Source organism: Nocardioides sp. REDSEA-S30_B4, from assembly GCF_001627265.1.
Lineage (GTDB): Bacteria > Actinomycetota > Actinomycetes > Propionibacteriales > Nocardioidaceae > Nocardioides.
Map to the genome: position 1 here is coordinate 1 of NZ_LUPI01000025.1, position 26,164 is coordinate 26,164.

24 protein-coding genes are annotated in these 26,164 nt (G+C 70.8%); 4 read left to right on the top strand and 20 right to left on the bottom strand.

Features of this window, described 5'->3' with window-relative positions; translation table 11 throughout:
• The first annotated feature begins 197 nt into the window (after nt 1-197).
• On the top strand, nt 198-689 hold the full coding sequence (locus tag A6R01_RS06495) for a YajQ family cyclic di-GMP-binding protein (RefSeq protein ID WP_292604655.1): 492 nt from the start codon (nt 198-200) through the stop codon (nt 687-689).
• 6 nt (nt 690-695) lie between these two features.
• Here A6R01_RS06495 and cysA read toward each other — a convergent pair whose 3' ends face one another.
• From cysA to A6R01_RS06515, 4 genes are read right to left on the bottom strand one after another with little or no spacing between them, the layout of a single operon-like run.
• The gene (cysA, locus tag A6R01_RS06500) at nt 696-1,691 is read right to left on the bottom strand and encodes a sulfate ABC transporter ATP-binding protein (RefSeq protein ID WP_292604656.1); all 996 of its coding nucleotides are present in this window, start codon (nt 1,689-1,691) and stop codon (nt 696-698) included.
• 25 nt (nt 1,692-1,716) lie between these two features.
• Nucleotides 1,717-2,526, bottom strand: a complete 810-nt coding sequence (locus A6R01_RS06505; protein WP_292604657.1) for a sulfate ABC transporter permease subunit — start codon at nt 2,524-2,526, stop codon at nt 1,717-1,719.
• A complete protein-coding gene (gene cysT, locus A6R01_RS06510) occupies nt 2,519-3,412 on the bottom strand; it encodes a sulfate ABC transporter permease subunit CysT (RefSeq protein ID WP_292604658.1) in 894 nt (297 codons plus the stop codon). The genes A6R01_RS06505 and cysT overlap by 8 nt, the downstream gene beginning before the upstream one ends.
• Nucleotides 3,409-4,470: a sulfate ABC transporter substrate-binding protein gene (locus tag A6R01_RS06515; protein WP_292604659.1), complete on the bottom strand. Its 1,062-nt coding sequence runs from the start codon at nt 4,468-4,470 to the stop codon at nt 3,409-3,411. The genes cysT and A6R01_RS06515 overlap by 4 nt, the downstream gene beginning before the upstream one ends.
• Nucleotides 4,471-4,805: 335 nt before the next feature.
• On the opposite strand from A6R01_RS06515, the gene A6R01_RS06520 reads away from it, so the two are divergent.
• Nucleotides 4,806-6,734 carry a 2-oxoacid:acceptor oxidoreductase subunit alpha gene (locus tag A6R01_RS06520; protein WP_292604660.1) on the top strand — a complete coding sequence of 643 codons (1,929 nt, stop codon included), beginning with the start codon at nt 4,806-4,808 and terminating at the stop codon, nt 6,732-6,734.
• A complete protein-coding gene (locus A6R01_RS06525) occupies nt 6,731-7,855 on the top strand; it encodes a 2-oxoacid:ferredoxin oxidoreductase subunit beta (RefSeq protein WP_292604661.1) in 1,125 nt (374 codons plus the stop codon). Before A6R01_RS06520 ends, A6R01_RS06525 begins: the two co-directional genes overlap by 4 nt.
• A gap of 104 nt (nt 7,856-7,959) precedes the next feature.
• On the opposite strand, the gene A6R01_RS06530 is transcribed toward A6R01_RS06525, so the two are convergent.
• Complete coding sequence (locus A6R01_RS06530) at nt 7,960-8,382, bottom strand: hypothetical protein (protein WP_292604662.1); 423 nt, start codon at nt 8,380-8,382, stop codon at nt 7,960-7,962.
• Nucleotides 8,383-8,478: 96 nt separating this feature from the next.
• Here A6R01_RS06530 and rarD point away from each other — a divergent pair, with 96 nt between their 5' ends.
• On the top strand, nt 8,479-9,387 hold the full coding sequence (rarD, locus tag A6R01_RS06535; RefSeq protein WP_292604663.1) for an EamA family transporter RarD: 909 nt from the start codon (nt 8,479-8,481) through the stop codon (nt 9,385-9,387).
• A 7-nt stretch (nt 9,388-9,394) separates the two neighbouring features.
• On the opposite strand, the gene A6R01_RS06540 is transcribed toward rarD, so the two are convergent.
• From A6R01_RS06540 to A6R01_RS06610, 15 genes are read right to left on the bottom strand one after another with little or no spacing between them, the layout of a single operon-like run.
• Nucleotides 9,395-9,715, bottom strand: a complete 321-nt coding sequence (locus A6R01_RS06540; RefSeq protein ID WP_292604664.1) for a hypothetical protein — start codon at nt 9,713-9,715, stop codon at nt 9,395-9,397.
• 3 nt (nt 9,716-9,718) lie between these two features.
• Nucleotides 9,719-10,741 carry a polyprenyl synthetase family protein gene (locus A6R01_RS06545; RefSeq protein ID WP_292604665.1) on the bottom strand — a complete coding sequence of 341 codons (1,023 nt, stop codon included), beginning with the start codon at nt 10,739-10,741 and terminating at the stop codon, nt 9,719-9,721.
• Nucleotides 10,738-12,327: an NADH-quinone oxidoreductase subunit NuoN gene (gene nuoN, locus A6R01_RS06550; protein WP_292604666.1), complete on the bottom strand. Its 1,590-nt coding sequence runs from the start codon at nt 12,325-12,327 to the stop codon at nt 10,738-10,740. Before nuoN ends, A6R01_RS06545 begins: the two co-directional genes overlap by 4 nt.
• Nucleotides 12,327-13,904 (bottom strand): NADH-quinone oxidoreductase subunit M, encoded by a 1,578-nt coding sequence (locus A6R01_RS06555; RefSeq protein ID WP_292604667.1) that lies wholly within the window; start codon nt 13,902-13,904, stop codon nt 12,327-12,329. The genes nuoN and A6R01_RS06555 overlap by 1 nt, the downstream gene beginning before the upstream one ends.
• Nucleotides 13,904-15,844 carry an NADH-quinone oxidoreductase subunit L gene (gene nuoL / locus A6R01_RS06560; RefSeq protein ID WP_292604668.1) on the bottom strand — a complete coding sequence of 647 codons (1,941 nt, stop codon included), beginning with the start codon at nt 15,842-15,844 and terminating at the stop codon, nt 13,904-13,906. Before nuoL ends, A6R01_RS06555 begins: the two co-directional genes overlap by 1 nt.
• Nucleotides 15,845-15,852: 8 nt before the next feature.
• Entirely contained in the window at nt 15,853-16,155 is a 303-nt protein-coding gene (gene nuoK / locus A6R01_RS06565) for an NADH-quinone oxidoreductase subunit NuoK (protein WP_292604669.1), read from the bottom strand.
• The gene (locus A6R01_RS06570; protein ID WP_292604670.1) at nt 16,152-17,021 is read right to left on the bottom strand and encodes an NADH-quinone oxidoreductase subunit J; all 870 of its coding nucleotides are present in this window, start codon (nt 17,019-17,021) and stop codon (nt 16,152-16,154) included. Before A6R01_RS06570 ends, nuoK begins: the two co-directional genes overlap by 4 nt.
• The gene (gene nuoI / locus A6R01_RS06575; protein WP_292604671.1) at nt 17,018-17,590 is read right to left on the bottom strand and encodes an NADH-quinone oxidoreductase subunit NuoI; all 573 of its coding nucleotides are present in this window, start codon (nt 17,588-17,590) and stop codon (nt 17,018-17,020) included. The genes A6R01_RS06570 and nuoI overlap by 4 nt, the downstream gene beginning before the upstream one ends.
• Nucleotides 17,591-17,593: 3 nt before the next feature.
• Nucleotides 17,594-18,874 carry an NADH-quinone oxidoreductase subunit NuoH gene (gene nuoH, locus A6R01_RS06580; protein WP_292604724.1) on the bottom strand — a complete coding sequence of 427 codons (1,281 nt, stop codon included), beginning with the start codon at nt 18,872-18,874 and terminating at the stop codon, nt 17,594-17,596.
• 17 nt (nt 18,875-18,891) lie between these two features.
• A complete protein-coding gene (locus A6R01_RS06585) occupies nt 18,892-21,363 on the bottom strand; it encodes an NADH-quinone oxidoreductase subunit G (protein WP_292604672.1) in 2,472 nt (823 codons plus the stop codon).
• Nucleotides 21,360-22,718 (bottom strand): NADH-quinone oxidoreductase subunit NuoF, encoded by a 1,359-nt coding sequence (gene nuoF / locus A6R01_RS06590; RefSeq protein ID WP_292604673.1) that lies wholly within the window; start codon nt 22,716-22,718, stop codon nt 21,360-21,362. Before nuoF ends, A6R01_RS06585 begins: the two co-directional genes overlap by 4 nt.
• The gene (gene nuoE / locus A6R01_RS06595) at nt 22,715-23,512 is read right to left on the bottom strand and encodes an NADH-quinone oxidoreductase subunit NuoE (RefSeq protein WP_292604674.1); all 798 of its coding nucleotides are present in this window, start codon (nt 23,510-23,512) and stop codon (nt 22,715-22,717) included. The genes nuoF and nuoE overlap by 4 nt, the downstream gene beginning before the upstream one ends.
• Complete coding sequence (locus tag A6R01_RS06600) at nt 23,509-24,849, bottom strand: NADH-quinone oxidoreductase subunit D (protein ID WP_292604675.1); 1,341 nt, start codon at nt 24,847-24,849, stop codon at nt 23,509-23,511. Before A6R01_RS06600 ends, nuoE begins: the two co-directional genes overlap by 4 nt.
• On the bottom strand, nt 24,849-25,595 hold the full coding sequence (locus A6R01_RS06605; RefSeq protein ID WP_292604676.1) for an NADH-quinone oxidoreductase subunit C: 747 nt from the start codon (nt 25,593-25,595) through the stop codon (nt 24,849-24,851). Before A6R01_RS06605 ends, A6R01_RS06600 begins: the two co-directional genes overlap by 1 nt.
• Nucleotides 25,592-26,146, bottom strand: a complete 555-nt coding sequence (locus tag A6R01_RS06610; RefSeq protein WP_292604677.1) for an NADH-quinone oxidoreductase subunit B family protein — start codon at nt 26,144-26,146, stop codon at nt 25,592-25,594. The genes A6R01_RS06605 and A6R01_RS06610 overlap by 4 nt, the downstream gene beginning before the upstream one ends.
• Between the last annotated feature and the right edge of the window lie 18 nt (nt 26,147-26,164).

Here is a 26,164-nt window from a genome sequence, read left to right on the forward strand (position 1 = left end):
GCAAAGCCGACGGATTTACAGTCCGCTCCCATTGGCCGCTCGGGCAACCTGCCGGGTGTCACGCGCGGGGGCCGTTTGGTCCCGCGGCAACGGGAGGAAACAATAGCGCAGCCCCCCGGGGCGACCTCAATTCCGCGCGCCCGACCGGCCGCGGACCCCCAGCAGACCAGCAGCGCACACCGAGACCAGGAGACACCGTGGCCGACTCGTCCTTCGACATCGTCAGCAAGCTCGACCGCCAGGAGGTCGACAACGCGCTGGGCCAGGCGGCCCGCGAGGTGGCGACCCGCTTCGACTTCAAGGGCACCGGCGCCACCATCGAGTGGAAGGGCGAGAAGGCGATCGAGATCACCGCCTCCGCCGACGACCGCGCCACCGCGGTGCTCGACGTGTTCAAGGACAAGCTGGTCAAGCGCGGCGTCTCGCTGAAGGTGCTCGACGCCTCCGAGGTCCGCCAGTCCGGCCAGCAGTCGAAGATCGACATCGCGCTCAAGGAGGGCATCACCACCGAGGACGCGAAGAAGATCGGCAAGCTGATCCGCGACGAGGGCCCCAAGGGCGTCAAGGCGCAGGTCCAGGGCGACGAGCTGCGGGTCTCCTCCAAGAAGCGCGACGACCTGCAGGCCGTTCAGCGCCTGGTCAAGGAGCAGGACTACGACTTCGCGGTGCAGTTCACCAACTACCGCTGAGCCGGGTCAGGCGGGCGCCCCCACGCTGAGCCTCGGCGGCATCGAGGGGACGGTGGCGGCCCCGACGGCCGCAGTGAGCCACAGCGTCGCGCCCTCCGCCACCTCCAGCGCGCGGGCGTGGGTGCGGGTCATCAGGACCGTCACCTGCTCCCCGGTGGTGGTCTCGGCGCTCACGCGCACCTCGAAGCCCACCCGCAGCACCCGGGTCACCACCGCTTCCTGGGCGCCGGATCGTCCGGGCCCCCGGTCGACCTCGATGTCATGGGGCCGCAGGACGACCCCGCCGAGCATGGTGATCTCGCCGAGGAATCCCATCACGAAGTCGTTGGCGGGGGCGTCGTAGAGCTCGTCAGGGGTGCCGACCTGCTCGACGCGGCCCTGGTTGACCACGACGATCTCGTCGGCCACCTCGAGGGCCTCCTCCTGGTCGTGGGTCACGAAGACGGTCGTCACGTGCACCTCGTCGTGGAGCCGTCGCAGCCAGTCCCGCAGCTCTTTGCGGACCTTGGCGTCCAGTGCGCCGAAGGGCTCGTCGAGCAGGAGCACCGTCGGCTCGACGGCCAGCGCGCGCGCCAGCGCCATCCGCTGGCGCTGGCCGCCGGAGAGCTGGGCTGGCAGCCGGTGCCCGAACTGCGAGAGGTGCACGAGTTCGAGCAGCTCGGCCACCCGCGCCTCCACCTCGGCCTTGGGACGCTTGCGGATCTCCAGACCGAAGGCGACGTTCTTGGCCACGCTCATGTGCTTGAAGACCGCGTAGTGCTGGAAGACGAACCCGACGTTGCGCTTCTGCGGCGGCAGCCGGGTGGCCTCGACCCCTTCGATGTGGACCGAACCGCTGTCGGCGCTCTCCAGCCCGGCGATCACGCGCAGCAGGGTCGACTTGCCGCCGCCGGAGGGTCCCAGCAGGGCGGTGAGCCCGCCCGAGGGAATGGTGACGCTGACGTCGTCGAGGGCGACGAAGTCGCCGAACCGCTTGGTGACGCCACGGACGTCGATGCTCATGGGAGTACCTCTCTGCGATGGGGGATCAGTGGGCGCGCGCGGGGCGCAGCAGGGCGACAGCGACCAGGCAGGCCACGGAGACGAGGATCAGCAGGAACGAGACCGCGTAGGCGGTGTCCTGGGCGAAGTTGTTGTACTGCTGCTCGACCACCAACGTGGCGGTCTGGGTGCGGCCGGTGATGTTGCCGGACACGATCTTCACCGCACCGAACTCACCGACCGAGCGGGCCAGACTCAGCACGACGCCGTACACCAGCGCCCAGCGGATGCTGGGCAGGGTGATGCGCCAGAACGTCTGACGGGCGTTGGCGCCGAGGCTGCGGGCCGCCTGCTCCTGGTCGTCGCCGATCTCGTGGAGCACCGGCACGACCTCACGGATCACCAGCGGCAGGGCCACGAAGCAGGTGGCCATCACCATCGCGGGCAGGTCGAAGACCAGGCGGAGACCGGCGGCCTCCAGCGTCGGTCCCACCAGGCCGTCGCGGCCGTTGTAGGTGAGCAGCAGCGCCAGCCCGACGACCACCGGCGAGACCGACAGGGGTACGTCGATGAGCGCCGAGAGCACCCGCTTGCCCGGGAACTCGTAGCGCACCAGCAGCAGCGCGATGGTGACCCCGAAGACCAGGTTGATGACCACGGCCCAGCCGGCGACCATCGCGGTCAGTCGCAGGGCGTACTGGATCCGCTCGTCGCCGAGCGCGTCCAGCAGCGTGCCGGGCCCGCCGGCGAAGGTCCGCTGCACGAGCATCCCGACCGGCCAGGCGACCAGCAGGCCGACCCAGCCGACCGCGACGACGCGCAGCAACCAGCGGACGGGGGTGGAGGTCTCAACCACGGCGGCTCACCCGCCGCTGCACCACGTCGAGCAGGACGATCACCACCAGGGCGATGACCAGCATGATGGAGGCGAGGGCGGCCGCCGAGGCGGTGTTGCCGTTCTCGATGAAGCTGAGGACCCGCACGGAGACCACCTCGGTCTGGTAGGGACGGTTGCCGCTGAGCAGCACCAGGGAGCCGTACTCGCTGATCGCCCGGGCGAAGGACAGCGCGGCGCCCGCGGTGATGGCGGGGACCAGGGCCGGCAGCAGCACCCGGCGCAGGGTGGTGAGCCGGCCGGCCCCGAGGGACGCGGCCGCCTCCTCAGCATCGGGGTCCAGCTCCTCGAGCACCGGCTGGACCGTGCGCACCACGAAGGGAAGGGTGACGAAGGCCAGGGCGAGGAAGACGGCGTAGCGGGTGAAGGCCCAGTGCACGCCGATCGGGCTGCTGGGGCCGTAGAGCGAGAGCAGGACGAGCCCGGCCACGATCGTGGGCAGCGCGAACGGGACGTCGATGATGACGTCGAGGACCCGCTTGCCCCAGAAGGAGTCACGCACCAGGACCCACGCGATCACCGTCCCGACCACGACGTTGACCGCCGTCACCAGGGCGGCCTGCCCCACGGTCAAGGTGATGGCAGCCCAGGTCTGCTCGTTGCTGACCACCGACCAGTAGCGCTGCCAGCCCCCCTCGCCGGCGGTGGCGACCACCACGGCGAGGGGCAGCATCACCAGCACGGAGAACCAGGCAACCGCGATGCCGAGCCCGAGACCGGCGCCGGGGGTCAGGGTGCTGCGCGGTCCGGACCGGCGGACGCGGCGGCGCGGCGCCGGGCTCGCCGGGTCCACGGCGGGCGGGTCGCCGGGCCCGCCGGCCGTGGGCGGCGCGAGGAGGTCGGTCACTGCTCGCCGACCTTGCCGGTGCGCTGCTGGATCCTCGTGACGATCCCCAGGGGGTTGCCGTCCTCGCCGTCACCGAAGAACTCCCCGGCCGCCGTGGCCCAGCCACCGAACAGGTCGTCGATGGTGAACAACGACTCCGGCGCCGGGAACGGGTCGGTGGGGTCGTTGGCGCCCTCGACGTCGGGCACGTCGACGCCATCGACCACGGGTCGGAAGCCGGAGGCGGCGTAGTCGGCCTGGGCCTGGGGGGAGGTCATGAAGTCGAGGAACGCCCGGGCGGTGTCGTCGGCCGAGGTCGTGACGGCCGCGGGGTTCTCGATGAGCAGGGTGTCCGGCGGGACGACGTAGTCGACGGCGGCTCCGTTCTGCCGCGCCAGGATCGCCTCGTTCTCGTAGGAGAGCAGGACGTCACCGCTGCCGTCTGTGAACGCGGTGGTCGCCTCGCGGCCCGACGCCGGCAGAGCGATGGTGTGGTCGAGCAGCTCGGCCAGGAACCGGCCGGCCTCCTCCTCGCTCCCACCGTTGCCCACGACGTGGGCCCAGGCTGCCAGGATGTTCCAGCGCGCCGAGCCTGAGGAGCCCGGGTTCGGTGTGATGACCTCGACGTCGCCCTCCACCAGGTCGTCCCAGGTCTCGATGCCGAGCGGGTTGCCCTCGCGGACCACGAGGACGACGACCGAGGAGGTGGCGATGCCGCGGGTCGGCGTGTTCTTCCAGTCCTCGGCGACCAGTCCCTCGTCGACGAGCCGGGTGATGTCGGTCTCGAGCGAGTAGTGCACGACGTCAGCCTCGGCGCCGGCCACGACGGCACGACTCTGGTCGCCGGAGGCGCCGTAGGAGGTGACGAAGTCGGCCGCGGTGAGCGCGCCGGCCGCGTCGGTGTCCGCGAAGTCCTCGAAGACGGGCTCGTTGGCCGCCTCCATGACCGAGAACGCGTTCACGGCGACCGGGTCGACACCCTCGGTGCCGGCCACGCCGCTGGCCGAGCACGCGCCCAGGGCGAGCGGGAGGGGGAGCAACAGGGCGGCGGCGCGCAGCCGGGCCTTCGTGGTGGTCATGGTGACTCGCTTCCAGCCCGCGGGGGCGGGCTCCGGTGGTGGTCGCGACCTCAAACAGGTCAATGTCGAGTGAATTAGTCCATTTACTTGAGAAGGCGTCAAGCCACGTCGGCCCCGCGTGTCGCAGATCACCTCGCCCGGCGGGGCGTCGACCCGGGACCGCCGAGGCGCGATACGCGGCGGGCCCCTCACCAGCGCCGGACTACAGTGGGCCGGGTGTCCAGGTATTTCTGGACACCTGTCCAAGTCACGGAAATCGTGCGAAACTAGAACACGTTCTCGTACGACGTACGGCAGTGCGCGACCCACGCGCAGCACGAAGGAGTGGACGCACCGTGTCCAAGCAGGTCAAGCAGCTCGACCGGGTCATCATCCGGTTCGCGGGCGACTCCGGTGACGGCATGCAGCTCACCGGTGACCGGTTCACCCAGGAGTCGGCGGCGTTCGGCAACGACCTGGTGACGCTGCCCAACTTCCCCGCCGAGATCCGCGCCCCCCAGGGCACGATCCCGGGTGTCTCGTCGTTCCAGGTGCACTTCGCCGACCACGACATCCTCACCCCCGGCGACGCGCCGGACGTGCTGGTGGCGATGAACCCGGCGGCACTGAAGGCCAACCTGGCCGACCTGCCCAAGGGCGCGACGATCATCGTGGACACCCACGACTTCACCAAGCGCAACCTGGAGAAGGCCGGCTACTCCGAGAACCCGCTCGACTCCATCGACGACACCGCCGGCCCGCTGGCCGACTTCGGGGTCCACCCGGTCGACCTGACCGGCATGACGGTCGAGGCGGTCAAGGAGTTCGGGCTCTCCCGCAAGGACGCCGCCCGCGCGAAGAACATGTTCGCCCTCGGCCTGCTGTCGTGGATGTACGGCCGTCCCACCGACACCACCGAGAGCTTCCTGTCCAAGCGGTTCGCGAAGGTCCCCGACATCCGCGACGCCAACATCACCGCCTTCAAGGCGGGCTGGAACTTCGGTGAGACCACCGAGACCTTCGTGGTGCGCTACGAGGTGAAGCCGGCCACGATGTCGCCGGGCACCTACCGCAACATCACCGGCAACCTCGCGCTCGCGTGGGGCCTGGTCGCCGGTGGCGTGCAGTCCGGGCTGCCGGTCTTCCTGGGCACCTACCCGATCACCCCGGCCTCCGACATCCTCCACGAGCTGAGCAAGCACAAGGGCTTCGGTGTCACGACCTTCCAGGCCGAGGACGAGATCGCCGGCATCGGTGCCGCGATCGGCGCCTCGTTCGGCGGTGCCCTGGGCGTCACCTCGACCTCCGGTCCCGGTGTCGCGCTGAAGTCCGAGGCCATCGGCCTGGCGGTGATGACCGAGCTGCCGCTGATCGTCGTCGACGTCCAGCGCGGCGGCCCCTCGACCGGCCTGCCCACCAAGACCGAGCAGGCCGACCTGCTGCAGGCGATGTTCGGCCGCAACGGCGAGGCCCCCGTGCCCGTCGTGGCCCCCCAGTCGCCCGGTGACTGCTTCGAGGCCGCGGTCGAGGCCACCCGGATCGCGGTCACCTACCGCACCCCGGTGATGCTGCTCTCCGACGGCTACCTCGCCAACGGCTCCGAGCCCTGGCGCATCCCCGAGGTCGCCGACCTCCCGACCATCGACCCCGCGTTCGCCACGGCCGACGACCTGACCGACGAGGGCGAGTTCCAGCCCTACGCCCGTGACCCCGAGACGCTCGCGCGTCCATGGGCGCCGCCGGGCGTGGCCGGTCTCGAGCACCGCATCGGTGGTCTGGAGAAGGCCGACATCACCGGCAACATCTCCTACGACCCGGCCAACCACGACTTCATGGTCCGCACCCGCCAGGCCAAGATCGACCGGATCGCCGACTCGCTGCCGCCGCTGGAGGTCGACGATCCCAGTGGCGAGGCCAAGGTGCTGGTGCTGGGCTGGGGCTCGACGTACGGCCCGATCGGTGCCGCCTGCCGTCGCGTCCGCCGCGCCGGCTACCACGTGGCCCAGGCCCACCTGCGCCACCTCAACCCCTTCCCGAACGACCTCGGCGAGGTCCTCAAGCGCTACGACAAGGTGCTGGTCCCCGAGATGAACCTCGGCCAGCTCTCCCTGCTGCTGCGCGCGAAGTACCTCGTCGACGCCATCGGCTACAACCAGGTCAACGGCATGCCGATCAAGGCCGCCGAGCTCGCCGAGGCCGTGGGCCACCTCGTGGCCGAGGCCGAGGGCATCCCGCTCGAGGAGCTCGACCTGTCCGTCGCGACCAGCCAGGAGGTCCACCAGTGACCACGTCGTCCATCACGGACCTGAACATCCCGACCTTCCGCTCCGGCACCGAGGGCGTCCCCACGCTCGCCGAGGGCGAGACCCAGACCGGCAAGGACTTCTCCTCCGACCAGGAGGTCCGCTGGTGCCCCGGCTGCGGCGACTACGCCGTGCTCAAGGCCGTGCAGTCCTTCCTGCCCGACCTGGGTCTGCGCCGCGAGAACATCGTGTTCATCTCCGGCATCGGCTGCTCCAGCCGCTTCCCCTACTACCTCGACACCTACGGCATGCACTCCATCCACGGGCGTGCCCCCTCGATCGCGACCGGCCTGGCCACCGCGCGCGAGGACCTCTCGGTGTGGGTCGTCACCGGTGACGGCGACGCGCTCTCGATCGGTGGCAACCACCTGATCCACGCGCTGCGACGCAACGTGAACATGACGATCCTGCTGTTCAACAACCGGATCTACGGCCTGACCAAGGGTCAGTACTCCCCCACCTCCGAGGCCGGCAAGATCACCAAGTCGACCCCGATGGGCTCGGTGGACCATCCGTTCAACCCGGTGTCGCTTGCCCTGGGCGCGGAGGGCACCTTCGTGGCCCGCACCATCGACTCCGACCGCAAGCACCTCACCTCGGTGCTCGCCGCGGCCGCCGCCCACCGCGGCACCTCACTGGTCGAGATCTACCAGAACTGCCCGATCTTCAACGACGGCGCCTTCGACGCGATCAAGAGCCCCGACACCAAGGCCGACGCGATCATCCCGCTGGTCCACGGCGAGCCGATCCGCTTCGGCGCCCCCGCCGAGGACGGCCTGGGCTCCAAGGGCCTGGTCCGCTCCGCCGGCGGCGGCGTCGAGGTCGTCGAGGTCGCGTCGGTCGGTGCCGAGGCGATCCTGGTCCACGACGCTCACAACCCCGACCCGAGCACGGCCTTCGCGATCAGCCGCCTGACCGACTCCGGCTACCTCAACCAGTCCCCGATCGGGATCTTCCGCCAGGTCGAGCGCTCGACGTACGACGACCAGGCCCGTGCCCAGCTCGCGACCGCCCGCGGCGACCTCGAGTCCGCCGACGCCGCTCCCCCGGCCGAGCGGCTCGCCGCCCTCATCGGCGGCGGCGACACCTGGACCGTCGTCTGACCAACTCCTGAACGCAGGAGCCACGTCCTGCTCCACGCACGAGGGGCCCCACCGTCTCGGTGGGGCCCCTCGTCGCGTCTGGTCAGGTCGGCCGGCGGACCGGGTCAGGACAGCCGTTCGACGTAGATCGACTCCGAGACCGCGGCGAGGAACTTCTTGTTCTCCTTGGTGGCGACCCGGTAGTAGACCCGCTCGTGGCCCTTCTTCGGGCCCTTGACCCGCTCGCTGTAGCGGCCCTTCTTGTTGGTCTTGATCTTGGCGAACCGCTTCCAGTCCGCACCGCAGTCGGTGTCCTTCCTGCAGTGCTTGACCTCGATGATCGCGTTGACCGGCTTGCCGGTGCTCGGGGCGATCTTCCCCTTGATGATGAACTTGTTCTCCTGCGGCTCCTTGCCGTTGATCGAGATCTCCCGCTCCACCTGCTCGGCGCTGGCGGCCGGCACGGTCGCGGTCAGCAGGCCGAGGGCCAGCACCACGGCGAGAAGGGTGTGGGGGGCGCGGAGGAGGCGGCGCAGCACGTGCGGCATGGGGACTCCCGAGGGCTGGGGTAGCGGTGTGGTGGGGCGGTGCTGGCTTCGTGCCCCGATGCTGCCTGAGTCAAGCAGCGCTCCTATGCTCCGGACGTGAACGACTCGGGACGCGGCGTGGCGCTGGGGGCGGCGGCGTACCTCATGTGGGGGCTCTTCCCGCTCTACTTCCCCCTGCTGGAGCCGGCGGGCGCACTGGAGATGCTGGCCCACCGGATCGTGTGGTCGACGCTGACCGTCGGGCTGCTGATCCTCCTCCTGCGCCGGCGCGAGAGCCTGATGGCGGTCGTGAGGAACCGTCGGGCGCTGCGCCTGCTGGCCTTCGCCGCGGTGGCGATCAGCGTGAACTGGGGCGGCTACATCTACGGCGTGACCCACGACCGGGTCGTGGAGACGGCGTTGGGGTACTTCATCAACCCGCTGGTCATCGTGCTGATGGGCGTCTTCGTGCTCGGTGAGCGGCTGAGGCCGCTGCAGTGGGCCGCCCTCGGCGTGGCCGGCGTGGCCGTGGTGGTGCTGACCGCGGCGTACGGACGCCCCCCGTGGATCGCGATCACGCTGGCGCTGTCGTTCGCCTGCTACGGCCTGGCCAAGAAGAAGGCCTCGGTCGGCGCCGTGGAGTCGCTCTCGGTCGAGACCGCGGTGCTCGCGCCGGTGGCGCTGGGCTACCTGCTGCTCATCGGGCTCGCGGGCAGCGCCGAGGTCGGGCAGCACGGCGTCGGCCACGCGCTGCTGTTCACGACGGCCGGCATCATCACCGCGGTCCCGCTCATCTGCTTCGGGGCGGCTGCCACGCGGGTCTCGATGACCACGCTCGGGCTGCTGCAGTACCTCGCGCCGATCCTGCAGTTCCTGCTCGGCGTGCTGTGGTTCCGCGAGGAGATGCCCGCGGCGCGATGGGCCGGCTTCGTGCTGGTCTGGGTGGCGCTGGTGGTCTTCACCGTCGAGGCGCTCACGCACCGGCGCCGCCAGCTGGCGCTGGCCGCGGAGGCGTCGGCGGTCTGAGCGGGCGTCAGGCTCCCGGGGTCCCGTCGCGCTGCTCGCGGCGTTCGTGCAGGCGCTGCTGGGCCGCGGGCAGGTGCACCAGGCATGGTGCCTCCTGGCCGGGGTGCTTCTCGACCAGGTGGAAGGACCAGCGGTCCATCGCCGCGAGGTAGCCGTTGTCCTCGCCGCGTCGGTGGGTGGACCAGGGGCTGCCGGACCCGGTCGTGCAGTCGGTGCAGGCGATCCGGTAGACGAACGAGTCGTCGGCCCCCACCTCGATGCGGACCCGGGCGAGCGGTCCGGCCTCGACACCGGCCTTCCGCGCCCGGGCGGACCTGCTGGCGACCACGCGTCAGCCGGTCCGGGTGGCGACCAGGTCGGCGAACGACTCCAGGGCCGTGCGCACCGGCGTCTCGGGCAGGACCTCCAGCAGTGCCTTGGCCTCGGTGGCACGGGCGACGACGTAGGCGCGTGCCTGCTCCATCGCGGGGTGCGCGCGGAGCAGGCCCAGGGCCTCCTCGACGTCGGCGTCCTCGGTGATGGGGCCGGACAGCAGCTCCAGCAGCCGCGCGTCGGCCGGGTCGGAGGAACCGCGGCAGGCGGCCTGGGCCATCAGGGTGGGCAGCGTCGGCACGCCCTCGCGCAGGTCGGTGCCCGGGGTCTTGCCGGACTCGTCGGTCTCCGAGGCGATGTCGAGGATGTCGTCGGAGAGCTGGAAGGCCGAGCCGACGATCTCGCCGTACGCCGCCAGCGCCTCCTCCACCTCGCGGCTGGCGCCCCCGAAGCGGGCTCCGTAGCGCGCCGAGGTGGCGATGAGGGAGCCGGTCTTGCCGGCCACGACCTCGAGGTAGTGCTCCAGCGGGTCCTCCCCCTCACCAGGTGGGACGGTCTCCATGATCTGGCCCTCGACCAGTCGGGTGAACGTCTCGGCCTGGATGCGCACCGCGTCGGCCCCGAGCCGCGAGGTGAGCTCGGAGGAGCGCGCGAAGAGGAAGTCACCGGTGAGGATCGCGACGAGGTTGTCCCAGCGCGCGTTGGCCGAGTCGGCGCCGCGGCGCAAGTCGGCCTCGTCCATCACGTCGTCGTGGTAGAGCGAACCCAGGTGGGTGATCTCCACGACGCAGGCCGCCGTCAGGACGTCGTCGCTGTCGGGGTGCTCACCGGTCTCCGAGGCCAGCAGCACCAGCAGCGGCCGGAACCGCTTCCCCCCGGCGGCCAGCAGGTGCCGTGCCGCCTCGGTGACGTAGGCGGTGCGGCCCTCGACGTGACCGTCGAGGAGCTTCTCGACGGTCTCCATGCGCGTGCGCAGCCGGGCCGCGAGCGCGTCGTCGGTGACCGGCAGGGCCAGCGTGGCGGGGGGCGGGGTGGAGCTCACCTGATGAATTGTCCGGCATCGGCCGCCAGCTCGAGCAGCGGCCCCGGCACCACGCCGAGGACGAGCGTGCCGAGCACGGCCACGGCGATGGTGCCGCTGGTCAACATCGACGGCACCGAGACCGCCGCGGGCTCGGTGCCCTCGGCGACGTCGGAGAAGAACATCACCTGGATGGTCCGCACGTAGAAGAAGATCGCGATCACCGAGGAGGTGATGGCCACCAGGACCACCGGCCACGCTCCCGCCGACATCGCCACCGTGAACACCGCCCACTTCCCCGCGAAGCCGGCGGTCAGCGGGATGCCGGCCATCGACAGCAGGAAGAACGCGAAGGCACCGGCCACCAGCGGCGAGCGCTTGCCCAGGCCGGCCCAGCGGTCCAGCCCGGTCGCCTCACCGGAGGCGTCGCGCACCAGGGTGACGACCGCGAAGGCGCCGAGCGTCGCGAAGGAGTACGTCGCCAGGTAGAACAGCACGGCCTGGAGCGAGGTGACCTGGCCGACCGCGAGGTCGCCGGCCGCCTGCGCGCCGAGCACGCCGGTGAGCAGGAACCCGGTGTGGGCCACCGCGGAGTAGCCGAGCATGCGCTTGACGTCGGTCTGCACGACCGCGAGCAGCGCACCGACCAGCATGGTGAGGACCGCGATGACGCCCAGCACCGGCTGCCAGGTCCAGCGGTCGGCACCGAAGCCGACGTAGAGCAGGCGCAGCAGCGCGCCGAAGGCGGCGATCTTGGTGCACGCGGCCATGAAGCCGGTCACCGCGGTCGGGGCGCCCTGGTAGACGTCGGGGGTCCAGGAGTGGAACGGGACGGCGCCGACCTTGAAGAGCAGGCCGACCAGCAGCAGGCCGAGCCCGACGGTGAGCATCCCGGTGTTGCCGGAGCCGTTGCGGATGGCCAGGTCGATGCCGCCGAGGTCCAGCGTGCCGGCGTACCCGTAGACCAGCGCCATGCCGTAGAGGAAGAAGCCGGAGGAGAACGCCCCGAGCAGGAAGTACTTCAGCGCGGCCTCCTGGCTCAGCAGGCGGCGGCGGCGCGCCAGCCCGGAGAGGAGGTAGAGCGGTAGCGAGAGCACCTCGAGGGCCACGAACATCGTCAGCAGGTCCCCGGAGGCGGGGAAGAGCATCATGCCGCCGATGGCGAACATCATCAGCGGGTAGACCTCGGTGTGATCCAGCCCCTGCGCCTGGCGCTCGGCGTCGCTGCCGGGCAGCGCGGCGGCCTGGCCGGCGAAGACCGACACCCCGGCCTCGACCTTGCGCTCGGCGAAGAGCGCGAGACCCATGAGCGAGAAGACCAGCACCAGGGCCCACAGGAAGACCGTGGGGCCGTCGACGACGACCGAGCCGGCGCCACCGATGACGCCGCGGGCGGCGCCGTCGGCGACCTCGTCGAGGCGGGTGCCGACGACGACGGTGCCGACGAGCGCGGCGACCAGGCCGGTGCCGGCGAGCAGCACCTGCGCACGGTGGCGGTGGGGGCGGGCGAGCAGCGCCTCGGCCAGCACGCCGAGGCAGGCGACACCGAGCACCGCGATGAGCGGCCAGATCTCGGCGTAGGCGAGGACAGGCTTGGTGAACTCCATCAGTGCTCGCCCTCCTCGGCGTGCTCGTCACCGGCGTGGTCGGCCGCAGGCGCGGTGACCTCCGGCGGGTCGTCGGTCACGCCGACGTGGCTCATCAGGTCACCGACGTAGGGGTCGGCGGCGTCCAGGAGCGGCGCGGGGTAGAAGCCCAGGAACACCAGGGCGACGACCAGCGGGGCGACGGCGATGCCCTCGCGCAGGCTGAGGTCCTCGTCGGCGGTGGCCCGCTCGGGTGTCGGGCCGGTCATGGTGCGCTGGTACATCCACAGCACGTAGATCGCGGCCAACACGATGCCGGTGACGGCCACGGCGCCGACGTACCAGGCGTAGTCGAAGGCCGCGATGATCACCAGGAACTCGCTGATGAAGGGCGACAGGCCGGGCAGGCCGAGGGTCGCGAGGCCGCCGATGAGCAGCAGGCCGGCGATGACCGGGGTGACCTTCTCCTGGCCGCCGAGCTCGCGGATCGAGGCGGTGCCCCGACGCGCGATGACGTAGCCCGCGACCAGGAACAGCGCGGCGGTGCCGAGGCCGTGGTTGACCATGTAGAGGATCGAGCCGGTGCCGCCCTGGGAGCTGAAGACGAAGATGCCCAGGACGATGAACCCGAAGTGGCTCAGCGAGGTCAGGCCGATCAGGCGCAGCACGTCGTCCTGGCCGATCGCGACGAAGGCGCCGTAGACGATCGAGATCAGCGCCAGCGTGACGACCAGCGGCGTGGCCCACTGCGAGGCCTCGGGGAAGATCCCCAGGCAGAAGCGCAGCATGCCGAAGGTGCCGATCTTGTCGAGCACGCAGACCAGCAGCACCGAGGTGCCGGGCGTCGCCCTGCCGGTGGTGTCGGCCAGCCAGGTGTGGACCGGGAACAGCGGGGCCTTGACCGCGAAGGCGATGAAGAACGTGGCGAAGAGCCAGCGCCCGGCGGTGGTGTCGATGTCGAGCGCCATCAGGTCGCTCAGGAGGTACGACGGGGAGCCGGCCTGCGCGGAGACGACGTAGAGCCCGATGACGCCGATGAGCAGCACCAGACCGCCGGCCAGCTGGAACATCAGGAACTTCACCGCGGCGGCCGAGCGACCGACGCGACCGAAGCCGCCGATGAGGAAGTACGCGGGGATCAGCGTGGCCTCGAAGACGATGTAGAAGAGGAACACGTCGGTGGCCAGGAAGACCGCCAGCGAGAGCGCCTCGAGGGCCAGCGCCCAGGCGACGAAGACGTGGGCCTTGCCCTGGGTGTTGCCGTCGACGTGGGCGGGGTTGTCGGTCTCGTCCTCACGCCAGGCCGCGAGCAGCACGATCGGCACGAGCAGCGTCGTGAGCAGCACCATCAGCAGGCCGAGGCCGTCGACACCGAGGGCGAAGTGGACGCCGAAGGCGGGGATCCACTCGTAGGTCTCGGTCAGCTGCATGCCGCCGTCGAGCTCGTACTGCGCGGCCACGAGCACCGAGAGGACCAGCGTGGCCAGCGAGAAGCCGAGGCCGACCTGCTTGGCGGTGGTGCCGCGCAGGCTCGGGACCACGAAGGCGCCCACGAGCGGCAGCGCCACGAGGACGCTGAGCCAGGGGAAGTCGGACATCAGAGGTTCACCACCGTGAGGGCCGCGAGGACGAGGATGACGCCGCCGAGGATCGACAGGGCGTAGGAGCGCACGAAGCCGTTCTGGGCCCGGCGCAGGCCCTGCCCGATCCCGGCCAGCACCGTGGCGGTGCCGGTGAACAGACCGTCGACCACCGAGCGGTCGGTCGAGACCAGGCCGCGGGTCAGCGCGGCACCGGGCCTGACGACCAGGGTGTCGTTGATCGTGTCGCCGTAGATGTCAGCGCGGGCCGCGCGGGTGACGAAGGAGACGTCGGTCGGCGGTGTGGTCGGGATCGGCCGCTTGCCCACGGTCATCCAGGCCACGCCGACACCGACCGCCACGACGGCGACGGTGATGATCGAGTAGACGATCGCCGGCATCGGGAGCTCGTGCTCGGGGATCTCGCCGACGACCGGCGCCAGCCAGTCGACGATCCAGTGCCCGAGGTAGAGCACGCCGCCAAGGACCGACAGGGCAGCCAGGACCATCAGCGGGACCGTCATCACCGACGGCGACTCGTGCGGGTGGACGCCGTCCTTCCAGCGCTTCTCGCCGAAGAAGGTCATCAGCATCAGGCGGGTCATGTAGAAGCCCGTGACCCCGGCGCCGATGAGCGCGGCCGCTCCGGCGACCGGGCTCTCGACCAGCGCGGTCTCGATGATCTTGTCCTTGGACCAGAAGCCGGAGAAGAGCGGGAAGCCGATGATCGCGAGGTAGCCCATCGCGAAGGTCAGGAAGGTGACCGGCATGACCTTGCGCAGCGCCCCGTAGGCCCGCATGTCGACGTCGTCGTTCATGCCGTGCATGACCGAGCCGGCGCCGAGGAACATGTTGGCCTTGAAGAAGCCGTGGGTGATCAGGTGGAAGATCGCGAAGGCGTAGCCGTACACGCCCAGGCCGGCGGCCAGCATCATGTAGCCGATCTGCGACATCGTCGAGCCGGCGAGCGCCTTCTTGATGTCGTCCTTTGCACAGCCGATCACCGCACCCCACAGCAGGGTCACGGTCGCCACCACGATGACCGCGGTCTGCGCGGTCGGGGCGAGCTCGAAGACGAAGTTGGAGCGGGTCACGAGGTAGACGCCCGCGGTCACCATGGTAGCAGCGTGGATCAGGGCCGAGACCGGGGTCGGGCCCTCCATCGCGTCGAGCAGCCAGGCCTGCAGCGGGACCTGGGCGGACTTGCCGCAGGCACCGAGCAGGAGCAGCAGGCCGATGGCGGTGAGTGCACCCTCGCTGGCGCCGGAGGCGTTGGCGGAGATGACGGTGAAGCTGGTCGAGCCGAAAGTCACGAAGAACATCGCCAGCGCCAGGCTCATGCCGATGTCACCGACGCGGTTGATGACGAAGGCCTTCTTGGCGGCCGCGGCCGCCGAGGGCTTGTGCTGCCAGAAGCCGATGAGGAGGTACGACGCCAGGCCGACGCCCTCCCAGCCCAGGAACACCCCGAGGTAGTTCTCCGCCAGCACCAGCATCAGCATCGCGGCGACGAACAGGTTGAGGTAGGCGAAGAACCGGCGGCGGCGCGGGTCGTGCTCCATGTAGCCGATGGAGTAGACGTGGATCAGCGAGCCCACACCGGTGATGAGCATGAGGAACAGGATCGAGAGCGGGTCGACCAGCAGGTCCATCCCGACCTCGAAGTCACCGACGCTCACCCAGTCCCACAGGTGCTGGGTGACCGAGCGGTCACCCTCCTCGCGGCCCATCAGGCCGATGAGCATCAGCGTGCTGAGGACGAACGAGCCCACGGCCATGGCGGTGCCGAGCAGGTGGCCCCACGGGTCGGTACGACGACCGCCGAGCAGCAGCACGGTGGCACCGAGCAGCGGCAGGCCGATGACCAGCCACAGCAGGCCGAAGACACCACCCGCGTCGGCCGCGCTCACGGGGTCGACCACAGGGATGCTGTGGCCGCCTTCTGTGAAGAGGAACATCATCCGCCTTAGTACTTGAGGAGGCTCGCGTCGTCGACCGAGGCCGAGCGACGGGTCCGGAAGATGGTCATGATGATCGCCAGGCCGACGACGACCTCGGCGGCCGCGACGACCATGACGAAGAACGCCGCCACCTGGCCGTCGAGGGTGCCGTGCTGGCGGGCGAAGGCCACCAGGGCGAGGTTGCAGGCGTTGAGCATCAGCTCGACGCACATGAAGACCACGATGGCGTTGCGCCGGGTCAGGACACCGATCGTGCCGATCGTGAACAGCACGGCCGAGAGGCCGATGTAGGCGTTGACGTCACTCACGCGTCCTCCTCCGGGTTCTCGGTGTTGTGGCCGCTGCCGGCACTGGTGTCGCCGGCGCCGCCGGACCCGCCCGCGACCCCGCCGCCACGAGCGTCGGAATCGGTGCGGCTGCCCACGTCGCCGAGGGTGCGTCGCAGCTCCTCGATGTCGTCGGCCAGCGCGGGCGCGGAGCGGACGGTGCCGCGGGCCGCGAGCACCCGGGCCACCGACTCCTCGGCGGGCGTGCCGTCCGGCAGCAGGGCCGGGGTGTCGACCGCGTTGTGGCGGGCGTAGACGCCCGGGGAGGGCAGCGGACCCAGCGGCTTGCCGGACTCGGCGTAGTCCCGGACCCGGCGCGCGGCCGTCGAGGCCTGGGTCGGCTTGGGCGTGAGCCGCTCGCGGTGGGCCAGCACCATCGCCCCCATGGCCGCGGTGATCAGCAGCGCCGCGGTGACCTCGAAGGCCAGGACGTAGCGGGAGAAGAGCAGGTCGGCCAGGCCCTCGATGTTGCCGCCGGCGTTGGCCTCCTCCAGGCCGCGGACGGTGCCGAGGGAGATCTGGGCGACCGCGACGAGGAGCAGCGCGCCCATCACCACGCCCGCCCCCCAGGCCAGCCAGCGCTGCCCACGGATCGTCTCGACCACCGAGTCCGAGGCGTCGACGCCCACGAGCATCACGACGAAGAGGAACAGCATGAGGATCGCGCCGGTGTAGACGATGATCTGCACCGCGAAGAGGAACGGCGCCTCGAGGGTCAGGTAGAGCACCGCGAGGCTGATCATCACCACGGCGAGCAGCAGCGCGCCGTGCACGGCCTTGCGCACGAACAGCACGCCCAGCGCCGCCGGCACGATGATGGCTGAGAGCAGCCAGAAGGTCACGGTCATGCCTGCTCCCCCGTCGTGAGCTTCTCGCCGGGCGCGGGTGCGGCGTACTGGCCGCGGTAGTAGTCGCCCTCGTCGTCGCCGAGCCGCATCGGGTGCGGCGGCTGCTCCATGCCCGGCAGCAGCGGCGCGAGCAGGTCGGACTTCTCGTAGATCAGGTCGGCGCGGTTGTCGTCGGCCAGCTCGTACTCGTTGGTCATCGTCAGCGCGCGGGTGGGGCAGGCCTCGATGCACAGGCCGCACAGGATGCAGCGCAGGTAGTTGATCTGGTAGACGCGGCCGTAGCGCTCGCCGGGGCTGAAGCGCTCCTCGTCGGTGTTGCCCGCACCCTCGACGTAGATCGCGTCGGCCGGGCAGGCCCAGGCGCACAGCTCGCACCCGACGCACTTCTCCAGGCCGTCGGGCCAGCGGTTGAGCTGGTGACGGCCGTGGAAGCGCGGCGCGGTGGGAAGCTTCTCGAAGGGGTACTGCTCGGTGACGACCTTCTTGAACATCGTCCGGAACGTCACACCGAACCCGGCGACCGGGTCGATGAACTGCTCCTTCAGCGTCTTGTCCTTCTTCTCAGCCACGGGTCAGGCCTCCTCCCCGGCACCGGCCGGGACGGTGGTGGATCGGGGGAACTCCAGCGGCGCCGCGGCGCCGCGCACGGCACCACCGGCGGGCATCGGCGGGACGGGGTAGCCGCCCTCGGGGGCCGGCGGCGTCTCGTCCTCCTCCTCGTCCTCCTCGGAGCCGAAGAAGCCGAGCGCGAGGACCACCACGATCGCCGCGCCGCCGAAGAGCAGCACCTGCTGCACACCGATGTCGTAGGTGTTGGAGACGTAGCGCATGATCGCGACGAGCACGGTCCAGGCCAGCGCGACCGGGATCAGGACCTTCCAGCCGAAGGCCATGAACTGGTCGTAGCGCAGACGCGGCAGCGAGCCGCGCAGCCAGATGAACATGAAGATGAAGAACAGGACCTTGCCGAAGAACCAGATCACCGGGACGTAGCCCTCGTTGGCGCCCTCCCAGACCCGGTCGATCCAGAACGGCGCGTGCCAGCCGCCGAGGAACAGCGTCGTGGCCAGGGCCGAGACCGTCGCCATGTTGATGTACTCGGCGAGGAAGAACAGGGCGAACTTCAGCGAGGAGTACTCGGTGTGGAAGCCGCCCACCAGCTCGCCCTCGGCCTCGGGGAGGTCGAAGGGGGCACGGTTGACCTCGCCGACCATCGAGATCACGTAGATCACGAAGGACGGCAGCAGGATCAGGCCGAACCACAGGTCGTCCTGGGCGGCGACGATCTCGCTGGTCGACAGGGAGCCGGCGTAGATGAAGACCGCGATGAGCGCCAGGCCCATGGAGACCTCGTAGGAGATCATCTGGGCGCTGGAGCGCAGTCCGCCGAGCAGGGAGTAGGTCGAGCCGGAGGACCAGCCGCCGAGCACGATGCCGTAGATGCCGATCGAGGCGATCGCCATCACGAAGAGCACCGCGACGGGCATGTCGGTCAGCTGCAGCGGGGTGCGCTCACCGAACATCGTGACCTCGGGGCCGAAGGGCACCACCGAGAAGGTCACGAACGCGGGGATCACCGCGATCACCGGGGCCAGGACGAAGACGACCTTGTCGGCCGCCTTGGGGATGAGGTCCTCCTTGAGGGCCAGCTTCACGCCGTCGGCCAGCGACTGCAGCAGGCCGAAGGGGCCGTGCACGTTGGGGCCGATGCGGTGCTGCATGCGCGCCACGACGCGCCGCTCCCACCAGATGTTGAACAGCGTCAGCAGCACCAGGACGACGAAGATCAGCCCGGCCTTCACCAGGACCAGCCACCAGGGGTCCTGGCCGAAGGCCGAGAGGTCCTCGGCCATGGGCACGAACAGCGGGCTCACGCTCCTGCTCCCTTCACGGTCACCCGGGAACCGGGCGAGGCGAGACCAGCGAGCACGCCGGTCCCGGTGGAGGCCGCCGGCACCCAGACGGTGCCGTCGGTCATGTCGGCGACGACCTCGGCCGGCATCGTGACCGACCCGCGGTCGCCGGTGAGGACGACGGCGTCGGGCTCACCGAGCTCGGCGTACGTCGCGGGGCTGACCCGCGCCACGGCCGGTCGGGCGGTCGCCGCGAGGTGCTTGTCGCCGTCCTGCATCGAGCCACCGTCGATCATCAGCTTCCAGGTCGACAGCGCCAGGCCCTCGCCCTGCGCCGCGGTGGGCGGGACCGCGGTCATCGCGGGGCGCTCACCGTCCCAGGGGCCGAGCTGCTCCATCTCCGCGCGCACGTCGGCGACGGTGCGGAAGCCCAGCGGGGCGCCCTGGCCCAGGGCCGCGAGCTCCTCGGAGACGCCGGCCAGGACCCGGAGGTCGGGCAGCGAGGTCGGGGAGGGCAGGACCGCCTCGAAGGGCCGCGGGCGGCCCTCCCAGGTGAGGTAGGTGCCGGCCTTCTCGACCGCGGCGGCGACCGGGAAGACCACGTCGGCGGCTCGGGTGACCTCGGTGTCGCGCAGCCCGAGGGCAACCACGAAGCCGGCGGCCTCGATCGCGGCCCGGGTGGCGGCGGGGTCGGTGGTGTCGTCGGGCTCCACGCCAGCGACGACGAGGCCGCCGAGCTCACCGGCGACCAGCGCGGCGACGATCGCGTCGGCGTCACGGCCGGGGGTCTCGGGCAGCGAGCCGACGCCCCACGAGGTGGCGGCGTCGACGCGGGCGGCGGCGTCGGCGACCGGACGGCCCCCGGGCAGCAGGGTCGGCAGGCAGCCGGCCTCGACCGCACCGCGGTCACCGGCCCTGCGTGGCACCCACGCGAGGCGGGCACCGGTCTTGGCCGCCAGGTCGGCCGCGGCGCTCAGCGCGCCGGGCACCGAGGCGAGCCGCTCGCCGACCAGGACCACCGAGGTGGCGTCGAGCCCCTCGGAGGCCAGCGCCGCCAGGGCCACGGGCTCCTCGCCGGGGACGGTCGGGACCAGGGTGCCGCCCATCTTGCGCAGGCCGCGGGTGGTGTACGGGGCGAGGGCCACCACGCGGCCGCCGCCGTGGCGCGACGCCTTGCGCAGCCGCAGGAAGATCGCGCCCGCCTCGTCCTCGGGCTCGAGGCCGGCGAGCACCACCGTGGAGGCGGTCTCGAGGTCGGCGTACGAGACGCCGCCGGCCCAAGGGCCGGTGAGCGCGACGTGGGCGGCGAGGAACTCGGCCTCCTCGGCCGAGTGCGGCCGGGCACGGAAGTCGATGTCGTTGGTGCCGAGGCTGGCGCGCGCGAACTTGGCGTAGGCGTAGGCGTCCTCGGCGGTCAGGCGACCGCCGGTGAGCACGCCCACGCCGCCGGCGGCGCCTGCAGCACGGAGCCCGCGGGCCGCGACGGCGAAGGCCTCGGGCCAGGAGGCCGGGCGCAGCTGGCCGTCGGCGCCGTCCTCGACGCGGTCACGGACCATCGGGTAGCCGAGGCGGTCCTCCAGGGAGACGTAGGCGAAGGCGAAGCGGTCCTTGTCGGTGATCCACTCCTCGTTGACCTCCGGGTCGTCACCGGCGAGGCGGCGCATGACCTTGCCGCGACGGTGGTCGACGCGGATCGCGGAGCCGCACGCGTCGTGCTCGGCGACCGAGGGGGTGGAGACGAGGTCGAAGGGGCGCGACCGGAAGCGGTAGGACTCCGAGGTCAGCGCGCCGACGGGGCAGATCTGGATGGTGTTGCCGGAGAAGTAGGACAGGAACGGCGCGTCCTCGGCGATGCCGATCTGCTGCTGGGCACCGCGCTCGACCAGGGCGATGAACGGGTCACCGGCGATCTCGTCGGCGAAGCGGGTGCAGCGCTGGCACACGATGCAGCGCTCGCGGTCCAGCAGCACCTGCGGGCTAAGGTTGATCGGCTTGGGGAAGGTCCGCTTGACCCCTCCGCTGCCGGACCCGGCGAAGCGGGACTCGCCCTGGCCGTTGGACATCGCCTGGTTCTGCAAAGGGCACTCGCCGCCCTTGTCGCAGACAGGGCAGTCGAGCGGGTGGTTGATCAGCAGGAACTCCATGACGCCCTGCTGCGCCTTGTCCGCGACCTCGGAGGTGGCCTGGGTGTTGACGACCATGCCGGGCGCGACCGGCAGGGTGCAGGAGGCCTGCGGCTTGGGGAAGCCACGGCCGTTGCCGGCGTCCGGGACGTCGACCAGGCACTGCCGGCACGCGCCGACCGGCTCGAGGAGCGGGTGGTCGCAGAAGCGCGGCACCTGCACGCCGATCTGCTCGGCGGCCCTGATGACCAGGGTGTCTTTCGGGACGCTGACCTCGATGCCGTCGATCGTGAGGGTGACGAGGTCCTGCTCGGTCACAGCCTTCTGGGAGGCCTTCTCGGGGGCCTTGTCGTTGGTGGCGGTCATGCCTTCGCTCCGGCGGTCGTGGCGGCCCAGGCGGTGGAGGCGGCCGGGTCGAACGGGCAGCCGCCGTGGGTGAGGTGGGCGAGGTACTCGTCGCGGAAGAACGTGATGGAGCTCGAGATCGGGCTCGTCGCACCGTCACCGAGCGCGCAGAAGGAGCGGCCCAGGATGTTGTCGCACTGGTCCAGCAGCAGGTCGAGGTCGGACTCGCTGCCCTCGCCGCGCTCCAGCGCCGCCAGGGTCTGGACCAGCCACCAGGTGCCCTCACGGCACGGGGTGCACTTGCCGCAGGACTCGTGCTTGTAGAACTCCGTCCAGCGCAGCACCGCGCGGACCACGCAGGTGGTCTCGTCGAAGAGCTGCAGGGCGCGGGTGCCGAGCATGGTGCCGGCCTCGCCCATCGACTCGAAGTCCAGCGGCAGGTCGAGGTGCTCCTCGGTCAGCAGCGGCGTCGAGGACCCGCCGGGGGTCCAGAACTTCAGCCGGCTGGGCTGGCCGTCGGGGCCCGGACGCATGCCCCCGGCGAGCTCGACGAGCTGGCGCAGCGTGATGCCGAGCGGCGCTTCGTACTGGCCCGGCCGGTTGACGTGGCCGGAGAGGGAGAAGATGCCGTAGCCCTTGGACTTCTCGGTGCCCATCGAGGAGAACCACTCCGCGCCGTTGGCGATGATGCTCGGCACCGAGGCGATCGACTCGACGTTGTTGATCACCGTCGGGCTGGCGTAGAGACCGGCCACGGCCGGGAAGGGCGGGCGGAGCCGCGGCTGGCCACGACGACCCTCGAGACCCTCGAGCAGGGCCGTCTCCTCGCCGCAGATGTAGGCACCCGCACCGGCGTGCACCACGATGTCGAGGTCGTAGCCGGAGCCGTGGATGTCGGTGCCGAGGTGGCCGGCGGCGTACGCCTCGGCGACCGCGGCCTGCACCCGCCGGATCACGTGGAGGACCTCGCCGCGGATGTAGATGAAGGCCTTGTTGGCACGGATGGCGAAGCTGCTGATGATGACGCCCTCGACCAGCGTGTGCGGGCTGGCCATCATCAGCGGGATGTCCTTGCAGGTGCCCGGCTCGGACTCGTCGGCGTTGACGACGAGGTACTTCGGCTTCCGCCCCGCTTCGGTTTCAGGGTCCTGCGGGATGAAGGACCACTTCATGCCCGTGGGGAAGCCGGCGCCACCACGGCCGCGGAGACCGGAGTCCTTGACCGCGGAGATGATGTCGTCGGGCGCCATGCCCAGCGCCTTCCTCAGCGCGGCGTATCCGCCGTGCTGCTCGTAGGACTCCAGGGTCCACGAGCGCTCGGCGCCCCAGTTGGCGGTCAGGACCGGGGTCAGCGTGTCGATCGTGTTGTCGCTCACTGGGCGTCCTTCTTCTCGGCTGCCTCCGTGTCGGTGGGGGCGTCGGCCTCCACCGCGGCGGACTCGGCCTCCTGCGAGGCGTCGGTCGCGGCGGCTGCGGCCTGCGGGGAGGCAGGCACGGCCGCCGGGGAGCCGTCGGCACCGGCAGGGGCCGACCACCCCTTCTCCCGGGCGATCTCCAGGCCGCGCAGCGACGCCGGCCCGGCGCCCGGACCCTCGTCGACCCGACCGTCGGGGAACCCGGCGAGCACCCGCTCCGCCTCGCGCCAGCTGCACAGGCGCGGCCCGCGGGTGGAGCTGACCTCCTTGCCGGCGCGCAGGTCGTCGACCAGCGTGACCGCCGACTCGGGGGTCATGTTGTCCATGAACTCCCAGTTGACCATCATCACCGGCGCGTAGTCGCAGGCCGCGTTGCACTCGACGTGCTCGAGCGTGATCGACCTCTTGCCGGGCTCGTCCTCGGTCGTCTCGTCGTTGCCGACGTCGAGGTGGTCCTTGAGGCGGGTGAAGATCTCGTCGCCGCCCATCACCGCGCACAGCGTGTTGGTGCAGACACCGACGTGGTAGTCGCCGACCGGGCGACGCTTGTACATCGTGTAGAAGGTCGCGACACCGCTGACCTCGGCCGGGGTGATCTCCAGGATCTCCGCGCACGCCTCGATGCCGGCCGGGGTGACCCGGCCCTCGACCGACTGCACGAGGTGCAGCATCGGCAGCAGGCCGGAGCGCTTCTCGGGGTAGCGCGCCGCGATCTCCTGCAGCTCTGCGTAGGTCTTCTCGTCGATGCCGCTCACCGGTCGACGCCTCCCATCACGGGGTCGATCGAGGCGATGGCCACGATGACGTCGGCGACCTGGCCGCCCTCGCTCATGACGCTGGTCGCCTGCAGGTTGTGGAAGGACGGGTCGCGGAAGTGCGCCCGGAACGGGCGGGTGCCGCCGTCGGAGACCACGTGGGCCCCCAGCTCCCCGCGCGGGGACTCGACCGGCACGTACGCCTGGCCGGCCGGCACGCGGAAGCCCTCGGTCACCAGCTTGAAGTGGTGGATCAGCGCCTCCATGGACTCGCCCATGATGTGCTTGATGTGGTCGAGGCTGTTGCCCATGCCGTCGGAGCCGATCGAGAGCTGGCTGGGCCAGCCGATCTTCTTGTCCGCGACCATGACCGGTGCGCCCTCGAGGCCGGCCAGCCGGTCCGCGGCCTGCTCGACGATGCGCAGCGACTCCCACATCTCGGCCAGGCGGACGCGGAAGCGGCCGTAGGCGTCGGCGGTGTCCCAGGTCTGGACGTCGAACTCATAGTCCTCGTAGCCGCAGTAGGGCTGGGTCTTGCGCAGGTCCCACGGGTAGCCGGTCGAGCGCAGCACCGGACCGGTGATGCCCAGGGCGGTGCAGCCCTCGAGGTCGAGGTGGCCCACGCCCTCCAGCCGCGCCTTGAAGATCGGGTTGGCGTTGCAGAGCGAGGCGTACTCGGGCAGGCGCTTCTTCATCAGCGCGATGAACGAGCGGATCTCCTCCAGCGCGCCGACGGGGAGGTCCTGGGCCACGCCGCCGGGACGGATGAAGGCGTGGTTCATCCGCAGGCCGGTGATCAGCTCGAAGAGGTCGAGGACCAGCTCGCGCTCGCGGAAGCCCACGGTCATGACCGTCAGCGCGCCGATCTCCATGCCACCGGTCGCGATGGCGACCAGGTGGGAGGAGAGGCGGTTGAGCTCCATGAGCAGGACCCGCATGACCTGGGCCTTCTCGGGCACGTCGTCCTCGATGTCGAGCAGCCGCTCGACGCCGAGCACGTAGGTCGCCTCGTTGTAGAACGGGGAGAGGTAGTCCATCCGGGTGCAGAACGTGACGCCCTGCGTCCAGGTGCGGAACTCCATGTTCTTCTCGATGCCGGTGTGGAGGTAGCCGATGCCGCAGCGGGCGTCGGTGACCGTCTCACCCTCCAGCTCGAGGATCAGGCGCAGCACCCCGTGCGTGGAGGGGTGCTGGGGGCCCATGTTGACGACGACCCGCTCCTCGGCCTCCTCGGCGAGGCCCTCGCTGATCGCGTCCCAGTCCTGGCCGGTGACGGTGAAGACCCGGCCCTCGGTGGTCTCGCTGGCGCCGGCGTACATGTCCTGATCGGTCGACATCAGTGGTAGCTCCTGCGCTGGTCCGGCGGCGGCACGGTCCCGCCCTTGTACTCCACGGGGATTCCTCCGAGGGGGTAGTCCTTGCGCTGCGGGTGACCCGGCCAGTCGTCGGGCATCAGGATGCGGGTCAGCGCCGGGTGGCCGTCGAAGACGATCCCGAACATGTCCCAGGTCTCGCGCTCGTGCCAGTCCGCTGCGGGGTAGGTGTCGCTGACCGTCGGCACGTGCGGGTCGCTGTCAGGGGCGGTGACCTCCACGCGGATGCGTCGGTTCCAGGTCATCGAGCCGAGGTGGTAGACGACGTGCAGCTCGCGCCCGGTGTCGTCGGGGTAGTGCACACCGCTGACCGAGGAGCAGAACTCGAAGCGCAGGGCCGGGTCGTCGCGCAGCACCCGCGCGACGGCGCCGATGTCCTCGCGACGGACGTGGAAGGTGATCTCACCGCGGTGGATCACGACGTCGCCGAGGGCGTGCTCGAGGCCGGCCGCGCGGGTCGCGGTCTCCAGGGCGTCGGCGACCTCGTCGAACCAGCCGCCGAAGGGCCGCTGGGCGGGCGCCGGGAAGGTGACGGCGCTGACCAGGCCGCCGTAGCCGGAGGTGTCGCCGGTGCCGCTGACGCCGAACATGCCCTGGCGGACGCCGACCTGGCCGACCTCGCCGGTGGGTGCCGGGACGTTCTCCGGCATCTTGTCGGTGCTGTCGGGGCTGCCGGGGCTGCCGGGCTTGTCGGGGGTCTGGTCGCTCATCGCAGCAGGCCCTTCATCTCCGAGGTCGGCAGCGCCTTGAGGGCCGCGTTCTCCAGCTCCTCGATCTGGGCGGCACGGTTGGCACCGAGCTTGGTCGTCTGGACCTGGTCGTGGAGCTTGAGGATCGCGTCGATGAGCATCTCCGGGCGCGGCGGGCAGCCGGGGAGGTACATGTCCACGGGCACGACGTGGTCGACGCCCTGGACGATGGCGTAGTTGTTGAACATGCCGCCGGAGCTGGCGCACACGCCCATGGCGAGCACCCACTTGGGGTCGGCCATCTGGTCGTAGATCTGGCGCAGGACCGGGGCCATCTTCTGGCTGACCCGGCCGGCGACGATCATCAGGTCCGCCTGGCGCGGGGAGGCGCGGAAGACCTCCATGCCGAAGCGGGCCAGGTCGTACTTGGGGCCACCGGTCGTCATCATCTCGATGGCGCAGCAGGCCAGGCCGAAGGTGGCCGGCCAGAACGACGCCTTGCGGAAGTAGCCGGCCACGCCCTCCACGGTCGTCAGCAGGACGCCGCTGGGAAGCTTCTCTTCAATGCCCACGGGGGTCTCCTTCTGCTC